Here is an 11,635-nt window from a genome sequence, read left to right as displayed (position 1 = left end):
GCGACATTCACCGGGCGAGGAACGTCGGACCGGCGCTCGAGTTGGTTCGGGAGTAGCGCTGATCGGCGCTTCCTGCGCAGCGCGCGCCTGGGATAATCCCTGAAGCTCGTGTGCGCGTGCGCATCCCGGAGAAGCGCGCACAACCATCCAGGGGAACCTGGTATGACCCTTTCACCGGCTGCCGTGCAGATTCGCGAAAGGACCAATCGCGAGTTGATCGATCTCCTGCGCGAAGCGGGCGAGCATCTGCCGGCCGCCGAACGGGACGACTTCTCCTCGTTCTTCGACCGGTTCGGCGAGGCCAAAATCGTAATGCTCGGCGAATCTACGCACGGCACATCCGAGTTCTATCGCGCACGTGCCAGCATCACCCGGCAGTTGATCGAGCATCACGGTTTCAACATCGTCGCGGTCGAGGCCGATTGGCCGGATGCCACGACGATCGATCATCTCGTGCGGCAACTGCCGTCCGAACAGCCGCTGGAGCGGCCGTTCGAACGCTTTCCGACCTGGATGTGGCGAAACATCGAGGTGAAGCAGTTCGTGGACTACCTGCGCATCCACAACGATGCCTGCCGCGCGGAGCGGAAGGTCCAGTTCCGGGGACTCGACGTCTACAGCCTGAGGAGCTCCATTGCCGCCGTCATCGCCTATCTCGAGCGCGTCGACCCGGAGCGCGCCCGCGCGGCGCGCGAACGCTATTCCTGCCTCACGCCTTGGCAGGCCGACCCCGCCGGGTACGGTCATGCCGTCATGTTCGGACGAGACACATGTGAGGACGAGGTGGTCGCGCAATTGCGCGAGCTATTGGCGCAGCGCCTCTCCTATGCCGAACGCGATGGCGAGGCGTTCTTCAACGCCGCACAGAATGCGCGGATCGTGCGCGCGGCCGAGCAGTACTATCGCATCATGTATCGCGGTTCTACCGAGTCATGGAACCTGCGCGACCGTCATATGTTCGACACGCTGCAATATCTGATGCAGCAACGGGGGCCGCAGGCCAAGGCCGTAGTCTGGGCTCACAACTCGCACATCGGCAACGCCGCGGCAACTTCGATGGGCTGGGCCGGCGAATTCAACATCGGCGAGCTCGCGCGCAACAGCTATGGCGACGAGGCCGCGCTGATCGGCTTCGGCACCGATCGCGGTACGGTGGCTGCGGCGACCGATTGGGGCGGCGAGATGGAGATCAAGTCGGTTCGGCCCGCGCGCGAAGACAGCTATGAGTACCTGTTCCACCGCACGGGTCTGGCGCGTTCGCTGACCGACTTTCGGCCCCCCGGCCGGGGCGAGCTGCGCGACCGACTGACCGGCCCCAGGCTCGAGCGCGCCATTGGCGTCGTCTACCGGCCCGAGACGGAGCGCCTCAGCCACTATTTCGAGGCGGTGCTACCCGATCAGTTCGATGCCTTCGTCTGGTTCGAGGAAACCAATGCAGTGACGGCGCTTGCGACACGGGCCGCATCGGGCGCCGCAGAAACGTATCCCTTCGGGTTTTGATCATGGCAAGCGCGCGCGACGAGCTCGGCGAAGTGGTTGTCGGTCCGCACCGTCTCGCCGGCATTTTGGGCCTGCCGCAAGGCGCGATCGCCATCGTGATTTTTGCCCACGGCAGCGGCAGTGGCCGCCTCAGTCCGCGCAACAACCAGGTCGCTGCGGCGCTGCGTGAAGCGGGCTTCGCCACGCTGCTGCTCGATCTGCTCAGCCCGGAGGAGGAGCGCGATCGAGGCCACGTGTTCGACATCCCGCTATTGGCATCGCGACTCACGGAGGCCGCGGACTGGACCCGCGACAGGCCGGAGCTCGCAGCGCTTCCGATCGGCTATTTCGGCGCGAGCACGGGTGCTGCGGCTGCGCTGGTCGCGGCTGCCGGCCGACCGGACGTCGCGGCGGTGGTTTCGCGCGGCGGCCGCCCGGACCTGGCTGGCGAGGCGCTGCACGCCGTCACCGCGCCGACCCTGTTGATCGTCGGCGGCGCCGATCTGCCGGTGATCCCGCTCAACCGTTCAGCCTTTGCGGAGCTGTCCTGCGCAAAGGACCTCGTGATCGTGCCGGAGGCGACGCACCTGTTCGAAGAGCCTGGTGCGCTCGAACAGGTGACGCAACACGCCATCCGCTGGTTCCGCCGGTTTCTGCCTTCGCGGCGCTCGGACGCCGTAACGGATGATCATTTGGTTTTTGCCGACCGGCGAGACGCCGGCCGCCGGCTGGCCTCGGCGCTGACGAAGTTCAGAGACAGCGGCGCGATCGTGCTTGCCCTGCCGCGCGGTGGCGTGCCCGTCGCGTTCGAGATTGCGCGAGCGCTGCACGCCCAACTGGACGTCGTGCTGGTGCGCAAGATCGGGGCGCCGGGACACGAGGAACTCGGGCTCGGCGCGGTCGTCGATGGCGCTCATCCGCAGGTCGTGCTCAATGAGGAGATCCTGCGCGAGATCCAGCCGAGCACGGCCTACTTAGAGGCCGAGACCGCCCGCCAGCTCGCCGAAATCGAACGCCGCCGGCAGCTTTACCGCGACGGCGAACCGCCGCCGGAGATTGCCGGGCGCACCACGATCGTCGTCGACGACGGGATCGCGACGGGCGGAACGGTGAAAGCCGCGCTCAGGGCGCTGGCAAGGTCGAAGCCCGGCCATCTCGTACTTGCAGTGCCGCTGGCTCCCCGCGACTCGCTTGCCGATCTCAGTGCGGAGGTGGACGAGATCATCTGTCTCGTCAGCCCCGATCCGTTCTTTGCGGTGGGCATGCATTACAGGGATTTCGGCCAAACCTCGGATCAGGAAGTCACTGAGCTCCTGCGCCGCTCGAAGGCCACAGGAAGCGCTTAGTTGCCGCATCTCCGACGCGAGCGTCGCCGAATGCGGGCTCGATCAAGCGCTTGCCACCTACCGGGCCAGTACGAGAGAGAGTATCGCCAGAATCACGGCGCCGATGAGCCCCGCCAGGAAGATTGCTCTTCTCGCTGGCGTGCGAAGAATGATCTCTCCGCCCCTCGCCTTCTCCGCCGGATAGGGGTCCTTTGGCGGAGGGGGCGGCTCTGCTGGGCCTTCACGGTCGGCAAATGCAGATGGCGGAGTTCGGCGTGAACTTTCCTGGCGGCGCGTGGGCTCCGCCCGGTCCAACCAGGAACGGACTGTTCGCGGACGATAGAAGAAACCTTTGGCTCAGCTTGTCGTTGGGCGGAAGGTGGCGCTTACCGATCTCGGTCGTTGCGAGGCCAGGATGCCCTGCGAGGCATTTCAGAGGCGACCAAGAAGGAAGGTCGCCACATGCGGAGCAACTAACAAGCTGCCGCAGCCGCAATGTACTCAGTAGGCGATTTCGGCGAGCCAAGGCGCACCATCTCCTTGAGAGCACAGCTTTGCAAGACACGACAGCCGGCGATCGAAGCAGAGAGCCAGACAACGGAAGAGCTATGAAAATGGACTTGGCGTTACGAAAACTGATTCACGCCCACCTTCGAACATCTGCGATCAGCATGGTCGCACTAGCGGCCCTGACGGTTAGTACCGCGCCTGCCGAGCCGAAGTCGGATGGAGCGCCCAATACTTTCGCTGAGATCGCTGAGAGAGTTCAGCCGGCGGTCATTGGTGTCATCTCGAAATCTGCCGAACCTGAGCAAATTGTGCCAGATCTGCCGTTCAGCGATATGCCAGATGAAGATACCCCCGACGCGCAGGCCTCGAAACCCTCCGAAAAAGACCCGAACGTACGCGAAACGATTGCAATCGGATCGGGCTTCTTCATCTCTCCGGACGGCTACGCCGTGACCAACAGCCATGTCGTCAAGGACAACGGTACTGCCGAGATCCGCACGACCGACAAGAAAACCTACTCGGCAAAGGTGATCGGGAGGGACCCGCTCAGTGATCTGGCCCTCATCAAGGTCGACGGCCGCACCGACTTTGGCTACGTGAAGGTGGCGGAACAATCACCACGCGTCGGTGACTGGGTGCTCACCGCGGGCAATCCATTCGGGCTTGGTGGAACAGTCACGGCGGGCATCGTCTCGGCCCGCGAACGCGAAATCGAGAATGGTCCGACCGACGGCTTCCTTCAGATTGACGCACCGATCAACAGCGGCGATTCGGGCGGGCCAACTCTCGACACCAACGGCGATGTCATTGGCGTGAACAGTATGATCCTTTCTCTATCGGGTGGCTGGGCGGGCGTTGCATTTGCCATCCCAGCCGAAACGGTCAGGAGCGTGATACCCCAACTGAAGGAGAAGGGTACCGTAACACGCGGGTCGATAGGGGTCGAAGTCCAATCAGTGACCCCCGAGATCTCCGACAGCCTCGGTGCCGACGATCTTCACGGTGCGATCGTGACAAACGTTCAAACCAATGGTTCCGCGGCGAAGGCCGGCTTGCGAAGCGGCGACGTCATCACGAAGGTAGAAGGAGATGCGGTCAGGAGCGCCTCCGAATTGACAAAGAAGATCCACGCTATGGCACCCGGCTCCTCAGCTCAGCTCGCGATGGTTCGCGCCGGAAAGCAAAGTATATTGAGCGTGACCTTGGACCAGCTCCCACGCGAGCCGCGGCAGCGTCCACCTATAAATCCGGAGTAGTAGCCAACGTCCGCTGGAAAAGGCCTGGACCAGGAGACTTGGGCGACCAGGAGACTTGGGCAACCAGGAGACTTGGGCTGAGTTGCCATTCAAGCCCGTATCGAGCCGGGCCACGCGATGATTTGCCCTGACATCACAAGGCCGTTGCGCCCGCTGTCCTTGGCGGCGTAAAGCGCCTTATCCGCAGCCGCTATTAATGACGCGCAATCCGCCCTGTCGGTCAGCGCCACATGTGTTGCGCCGCCAATGCTCACAGTGACTTGCTTGGACGGCGGGTTGAGCGCGTGGAGGATGCCGAGTTCGTGGATCGCTTGCCGAATTTGCTCGCCGACCTGCTGGCAACCGCCTGCATCGGTGTTCGGTAACAGCAAGGCGAATTCCTCGCCACCATAACGCGCCGCCAGATCTGCCGGGCGTCTGGCGTACTCGCCCAGGACCCTGGCGATCGAGCGAAGACACGCGTCGCCGGCTTGATGGCCGTACTGATCGTTGAAGCTCTTGAAATGATCGACGTCGATCAGCAATAGCGATAAAGGCGTTCCGTCGCGCCTGGCCCGATCCCATTCCGCCGTCAGCCGCTCGTCGAAGTGCCTGCGATTTGCCAACGCCGTCAGGCCATCCGAAGTCGCGAGAGCCGACAGCTTATCCTCCAGGTCCTTATGCTCGGTCATGTCGCGCGAGATCGCCACTACGCCGTCGATGTCTGCACTCTGCTGATTCCTGGTGACGCGCAGCGCAGTTTCGATCCAGACCTCACTTCTCTCGCGATGACGGGTGCGATATGCAATTCTCGCCTCTTCGGCTTCGCCCTTCATCAGCGCGGAGATCGTTTGCTCAACACGTGCCAAGTCCGCGGGATTGATCCCGGCGAGAATTGACGTGTTCACCAACTCATTCGGAGCCCAGCCAAGAACCCGAGCGCTGGATGGCGACGCATAGAGGATCCGCCTGTCGATCGCGATGCGCATCACCATATCACCCGACTCCTCTGCAAGGAGGCGAAAATCTGCCTCCTTGGCGACCAGGGCTGCGGCCATCTTTTGCCGCTGGTGCAATTGATGCACCAGCAGGAGCCCTGCAACCGCCAGCCCTCCTGTCAGTCCCAGGACTGCAGCCATGCGCCCCAGAGCGGATCTGCGCCAGGGAGCCAAGACGTCCTCTTCGGATTCCGTGGCAACCACGAGAACAGGGTAGCGGGTGCTCCGTTGATAAAAGCTCAGGCGCCGAACCCCGTCGAGAGGCGAGGTGAAGTAGTAGGCGCCCGCAGCCGGCCGCTCGTGGAGGTTCCTGAACAGCGGTGCACCAGACAGATCGCGGCCCGTGTATCCGTTGTCGGGGCTGCGTGCGAGCACAATGCCATCAGCAGCAGCCAGCGCGATCGAACCATTCGGGCCGACGTCGAATCCGGCATAAAACTGCAGAAAAAAGTCAACGTCGATCGTCGTAAGGGCGACCCCCGCAAAACTGCCGTCGGGGTGATTGAAGCGCCTTGACGCGGTGATGATCCATTGCCCGCCCGATCGGCTCTTCACCGGATGTCCAATGAAGGTTCTCCGGTCATCCACGGCGCGATGATGCTGGAAATACTCCCTATCGCTGTTGTTGAGACCGGCGAAGTCCAGAGGCTCGCTGGTTGCGAGCCAGCGTCCGGTCTCGTCATAGATGAACACCGCCCGAATTCGATTCGCTGCCTTGCGCCGGGAAAGAAAGGCCTGAATCTTGGCAATTGCCGCAGGACCGGTTCCCTCGAGTTCGAGCTGGCCAACCAGAACATTGAGAACGGTGTCCGTGAGCTCGAAGGTGTCGTCCGCGTGTTGCGTCAGCGATCGGGCCAGATTGGCCATGTCCGTTTCGGAGTTCTTTAGCGTCGCTTGTCGCGAGGACCACTCCCGCCAGCCACTGAGTGCGACAATCGCCGCGCAGGCGACCGCCACAAATACGGATGCCCAGAACGTCAGACGCCCTTGGCGAACATCGCGGCGGTGATCGGCCAAGAGATATTCCCTCCACTCCTGAAACCCAAGACGAGTCGGGCTATGACGGGTTTGCCCATTTTCGGTTGAGGTTTGTGGCAGAACGTAGAAGGCGGCTGACCGCATCGCCGCCGACCGGCTAAGGCCAGGTTCTGGTGAAACCTGTCGGATGCAGGTTTCGAACTCCAGCGAGATGTGCCAGATCGCCGATCCGCGGTTGAGGCCGGATGACGAGGTTCTCGGCCGGCAGACGCTCAGCCGACGAAGACGCTGCGCCACTTGTCTCAATCCGGGGCAACGGCGCGGCCATTGACCAGATGCTCTTGAGCATCGTCGTGTTCACCGACCAAGCAACAGCGCTGGTCTCTTTCAGGCGGCCAACGGTGAAGAGCTTGCGAATCAACAGGTCTCGTTCAAGCGACTGTGGCAACCTGAACTGCAGTCCGACGAAGTGATCTCGTTGCTGCACGCTCGTCGCCTCGATCCAGCCCACCTGCATGATGTGTACGCGCAGCGGTTCTCCGTTGCGCGGGCACTCGAGACCGGAATCGAGCAAGACGCCCGCGCCGGAAAGGGAGATGTTGCTGATGCGCCCGGAAAGCAGCTCGCCAGCGTCGGTATGGATCACGACCGGTTCGTCGACTTCGAAGCGCTCCTCGGAACGCCCCATCCGCGCCTGTAGCGAGGTCATGCAGACGAAGAAGAGCACGACGATGTTCACGACGGACCAGAAGGCGACCATCGGTAAAGCGGCAGGATGATCGATGATCCGCCATTCCGGGATGGTGTTCAGAACGAGGCCGACAACCGTCAACGCCATCAGGGCCGCCGATAGCCAGAAGATATCTGCAGCATAAGTCGTGCGGCGCGCGGCGGCTCCCTTCGGCGTCACCCTGAATGCATGCCCTTTCGGCTTGACGAGTGTCCCGAGTACAGTCGGCAGAATCTTGAAGCTCTGGATAGTCGCCGACACCTGAGCAGCGAGCGGAAAGTGCGCGTGGGGCGCGAACCAGGAAATACCGCCGTTGAGCGCCAGGATCGCGGGAAACAAGTAATAGAAGACCGATTCAGGGGTGACCTCGACGACAGGCGCAAGGCCAGTCCACATGAAGACGATCGGAACCACCACGACCATGAGCGCCCGCAAGCCCAGTGAGAGCCAATGAGTCGGAAAGAAGAGGAGCCGATGCATCAGGCTCAGTCCGGGGCCGAGCGGCCCGGCGGCGAGATACAGGGTCTGGATCGCGCCGCGCGCCCAGCGTTGCCGTTGCACGAAAAACGCGCCAAGGCTTTCCGGCGCAAGGCCAATTGCCAGCGGTTCGCAAAGATAACGGGTGACGTACCCTTTGCGCAGCAGGACCAGCGTCAGCAGGATGTCTTCGGTGATGGACTGGGTCGGCAAGCAATCGCCGACCGTACGGAGGGCTGCACGACGGGTGACGGAGTTGGACCCACAACAGAAGGCACCATCCCAGCCGTCGCGCGCAGGCATGATGCAATCGAAGAAGAATCGTTGTTCGTCCGGCAGTCGCCGGTGCAGACCGAGATTCGCCTGCATCGGGTCCTCGTTGTAGAAGGCGTGCGGGCTCTGAACGATTGCGATCTTTGGATCGGCGAAGAAGCCCATTGTGCGCATCAGGAAATTGCGCTGCGGCACGAAGTCCGCGTCAAAGATCGCAAAGAAATCGCCATGCGTCATCGTCAGCGCATGATTGATATTACCGGCCTTCGCATTCAAATTGTCGGAACGAGTGAGATAACCGGCCCCCTTGCGTTCGCAGAGTTCCTTGAGCCAGGGCCTGCGACCGTCATCCAGGACCCAGACCTGGAAGTTGGGATAGTCCAGACATAGTGCGCCCGTGATGGTCTTTTCCAACACATCGAGCGGCTCGTCATAGGTGGGAATGAAGACGTCGACCGAGGGCAGTTCATCCTGCAGCAGGCCGCGAAGCCGGCGTTCGTGCTGATCTGCCTCGCTGCGTCGATCGGTCCTGCGTAGGAAGGTCAGGTAGAGAATAAACTGATCCGTGAAGGTCAGGAGCTCAACGAAGAGACAGAACCAGATCCAGCCGACCTGATACCAGCTCCCGCTTGCCGGCAGCACCGTTGTGAAGACACGCCATTCGAGATAGCGGGCAACGACGAGCCATACCGCGATGAAGACCGCTATACGCGCCCATGGGCGCGCGACCGCAAAGGTCGGCGCCAACAGGTACATCGCCGCAAAGACGCCCAGCATTGGCGCGAACAGCTGAGAGAGAGGCAGAATCATGGCCTGCACGGCAGTTCTCGCTCACAGGGATGATTGGTCGAGGTCCAGCCGAGCAGTCAGCCATTTCAGCTTCGAGCTGACCAAGTGAAGCAGGCCATCGGCTCTGCGCTCGAAGCGAACTTCGGCCAATCGTCCGATATCGCAGGAGCCGTTGTGGTCGGCCGCCGTCTCGTTGGGCGGCAACGAGATCTCGACGGTAATATTGCCGGGATCCGGCCGCTGCACCCGAGCCGCGAGCAGTCGATCATCGGCGTATGCCGCCGAGCCGCGAACTTGCCGGACCTGGCCGGTCTTCCAATCCCGACTCCCGATCAGGCGGACAGCCGCCGCATCTCCGGCCTTGATCTTCTCGAAATCGCGCTCGGGCAGTTCAACGACGATGAAGCGGCGCTCGCAATCTGCAAAATCAAAGACCGATTGCCCTTCCGTGACCATCGAGCCTGGACTGGCCGCGACCGACCAGACCACATGGGCTGCGGGCAACGATAGATCGTAGTGTTGAAGGCGATCAAGTCGAGCGCGCTCCTCTGCGATTTCAGCGGCCAGCTGCGCGGAACGCGAGCTGTTTTGCAGCAGGTCCGTCTCGAGCTCCTGGCGGCGGAGAACAAGCCGCTCGCGCTGCTGCTGAGAATAAGGCACGTCATTGGCATCGCTGCGAAGATAAATGCCCTTCTCGGCCGCCGCCAACTCGGTCTTGAAGCGCTGCAGGCGCTCATCGGCCATCTGACACCGCGTTGCAGTTGCTTCCTGAGACGCTTGGGCCTCGGCCGAACGGATCTGTGAGCTGATGCCGAGCTTAACGAGCCTCTCCATCCGGCCCGCGACATCGTTCCGCTGCCGCGCCTCGGCGAGACAGCCACCTCTTTCAGCCTCCGTTTCTCCGATCTCGTGACTGAGGCGCGCCATCGCCCCCAAACGATAGTCCTCACTGCGCTCGCCGAGCTTGCGATCGAGCTCGGCGATTTCCTCAAGTTGCCGACGTGCGAGCTCGGCGCGTTTGGTGGACACGGCAAGCTGCTGATCGAGGTCCATGAGGTGCCGACGATCCGGCGAACGCGCCTCGACCAGCGACACCACCCGGGCGCGCTGGAAATATTCACCTTTGCGTGGAAGATCAGGCGCGAGCTGACCCGCGATCGGTGCAGTCACTCGCATGAGCTCGGCGTTGACGAAGGCGGAGGGAGCGATTCGGTAGGTCACATACGGCAGCAGGGCCCATCCGCTCAGAGCGATGATGCCGAGCGCCAGGGATCGCCTGACGGTTCGGCTACGAATGAAGCGTTCGACATGCAAGCGGACCACGACTGAACCTCCAATAGGCTTTGGTCGCTGCGCCTGCCCCGGCGAAGCAAACCAATCGCCGCCGCTCGCCCAGCATTTCCGCGAAGTCTGCGTCTGAGGCGCCAGTCAATCCGCTGTCATTTGCCGGCATCGGATTTCGTCGCGTCGCAAACTCGTCGTCGCAACCGAGAGAAGTGTATCGAGCTTTCACCACATGAGGTTAATCCGTGTCAAAACCGGATGATTACGGCCCGCACAGAAATCACGATGCCAACTTATCCCGGCTTGAAAGACGCATTGGCGGCAATCTCCTCCGCGAAGCAGCCTTGCAATCGGTCGAGACTGATCATCGCGCGCGCTTTGATGCGACCGTCTGCGAAGAGGATGCCGCACACGCCGGCTGCACCGCTCAGCTCATCGTCCAGCAACGGCGCGCTTTAGCGCTTTTCGGAGGCGCGCCTTCCGAGCGCGTCACCACATTGGGCGAACGCAGAGGATAGACGTTGTCGCTATAGTGGCGGGTGCAAACGTCCGGGCCGCGATCGAGCAGCAGCCGTGCACAGTCCCCGCGATCTTGCGAGGCCGCATGTGCCGTTCGCCGCGCCCAGGTCAGGATGCGAATCCCGCCGACCCGTTGGCGCGGCGCCCCCCACCGCGGAGACCGTGATGGCGTTGCTCTGCGCGCATCCGTTCGCAAAATCACAGCCGCACGTTGCGAGTTCGGGTCCGGTGAGTTGTCCGCGATGAGAGCCGGCCGATGTCTAGGGTTGGCGAGGCCACTGCCTCACGCGCAAATCGTGATTTTCCCGGCGCGCAGTTGGTCCACCGAAGACACGACCAGGCAAAGGGACTAACGCGCGATCGAGATATGCAGGATCAAGAAGCGGGGATGCGCCCAAATGCGATTCTATTCGCGGTCTGGAGCAATAGACTGGGAAGAGAAGCCGCGAAATCTTTTGTAAAACAGAGGCTTATGCCCTTGGTGCGCTCGGAGGGACTCGAACCCCCACGGTGTTACCCACTGCCACCTCAAGGCAGCGCGTCTACCAGTTCCGCCACGAGCGCTAAGGGATGCCGGCTTGAGGTTTTGAGGCCGGCCGGATCAGCGGCGCCGATCTAACAAATCCATCATGGGGATACAAGCCTACAAAAGCCCTGAATTCCACAAGCTTGGCAGGAAAAACGCCGCCCTCCCCAGGAGATCGGCCGCTCCCGCGTGCCCCCGGGGCCCTACCTGGTCCCCGGCGAGCGCGGCAGCATCTGCTTGACCTCGACCGCGATGCGGTTGCGGTCGACCAGCACGACGCCGGAGGCGACCGGCAGATTATTGGCGAGCACCTTGACCTCGTCGGCCTCTGTTGCATCCAGCTCGATGATGGCGCCGCGGGAAAGACGTAATACTTGATGGATCGGCATGGTGGTCGTCCCGAGGACGACCATGAGATCCACGGTGACTTTATCGAGAGTGGGCACTGTCAGGACCGCTGCTACATGAGACTGGCATTTGCTCCCGAGATGATCACCACGTTATGGTTAGCC

The 11,635-nt window shown here is 62.3% G+C and carries 8 protein-coding genes and 1 tRNA gene; 4 read left to right on the top strand and 5 right to left on the bottom strand.

The window, feature by feature from the left end; translation table 11 throughout:
- The first annotated feature begins 162 nt into the window (after positions 1–162).
- The 3 genes from P6U27_RS15115 to P6U27_RS15105 all read left to right on the top strand — a co-directional run bounded on the left by P6U27_RS15115 (position 163) and on the right by P6U27_RS15105 (position 4,570).
- Positions 163–1,500 carry an erythromycin esterase family protein gene (locus tag P6U27_RS15115; protein ID WP_129143228.1) on the top strand — a complete coding sequence of 446 codons (1,338 nt, stop codon included), beginning with the start codon at positions 163–165 and terminating at the stop codon, positions 1,498–1,500.
- 2 nt (positions 1,501–1,502) lie between these two features.
- Positions 1,503–2,825, top strand: coding sequence for a phosphoribosyltransferase family protein (locus P6U27_RS15110; protein ID WP_122402795.1), 1,323 nt, complete (start codon positions 1,503–1,505; stop codon positions 2,823–2,825).
- 587 nt (positions 2,826–3,412) lie between these two features.
- Positions 3,413–4,570, top strand: coding sequence for a S1C family serine protease (locus tag P6U27_RS15105; protein ID WP_160118820.1), 1,158 nt, complete (start codon positions 3,413–3,415; stop codon positions 4,568–4,570).
- An 89-nt stretch (positions 4,571–4,659) separates the two neighbouring features.
- Here the strand turns inward: P6U27_RS15105 and P6U27_RS15100 are convergent, their stop codons facing one another.
- The 3 genes from P6U27_RS15100 to P6U27_RS15090 all read right to left on the bottom strand — a co-directional run bounded on the left by P6U27_RS15100 (position 4,660) and on the right by P6U27_RS15090 (position 10,117).
- Complete coding sequence (locus tag P6U27_RS15100; protein WP_244607975.1) at positions 4,660–6,564, bottom strand: diguanylate cyclase domain-containing protein; 1,905 nt, start codon at positions 6,562–6,564, stop codon at positions 4,660–4,662.
- A 118-nt stretch (positions 6,565–6,682) separates the two neighbouring features.
- Positions 6,683–8,815 (bottom strand): glycosyltransferase, encoded by a 2,133-nt coding sequence (locus tag P6U27_RS15095; protein WP_244608019.1) that lies wholly within the window; start codon positions 8,813–8,815, stop codon positions 6,683–6,685.
- A gap of 21 nt (positions 8,816–8,836) precedes the next feature.
- Positions 8,837–10,117, bottom strand: coding sequence for an HlyD family efflux transporter periplasmic adaptor subunit (locus tag P6U27_RS15090; protein WP_244607974.1), 1,281 nt, complete (start codon positions 10,115–10,117; stop codon positions 8,837–8,839).
- A 206-nt stretch (positions 10,118–10,323) separates the two neighbouring features.
- Between P6U27_RS15090 and P6U27_RS15085 the strand changes: the two genes are divergently transcribed.
- Positions 10,324–10,596 (top strand): hypothetical protein, encoded by a 273-nt coding sequence (locus P6U27_RS15085; protein ID WP_129143225.1) that lies wholly within the window; start codon positions 10,324–10,326, stop codon positions 10,594–10,596.
- A gap of 480 nt (positions 10,597–11,076) precedes the next feature.
- Here the strand turns inward: P6U27_RS15085 and P6U27_RS15080 are convergent.
- Together P6U27_RS15080 and P6U27_RS15075 are read right to left on the bottom strand one after the other, a co-directional pair.
- Positions 11,077–11,161 (bottom strand) — tRNA-Leu (locus P6U27_RS15080).
- A gap of 165 nt (positions 11,162–11,326) precedes the next feature.
- Complete coding sequence (locus P6U27_RS15075; RefSeq protein WP_018647371.1) at positions 11,327–11,569, bottom strand: FliM/FliN family flagellar motor switch protein; 243 nt, start codon at positions 11,567–11,569, stop codon at positions 11,327–11,329.
- Between the last annotated feature and the right edge of the window lie 66 nt (positions 11,570–11,635).

Origin of the sequence: Bradyrhizobium sp. STM 3566 (assembly GCF_045571445.1) — a bacterium.
GTDB classification, from domain to species: domain Bacteria; phylum Pseudomonadota; class Alphaproteobacteria; order Rhizobiales; family Xanthobacteraceae; genus Bradyrhizobium; species Bradyrhizobium vignae.
This window is presented reverse-complemented; position numbering and strand designations above follow the sequence as displayed.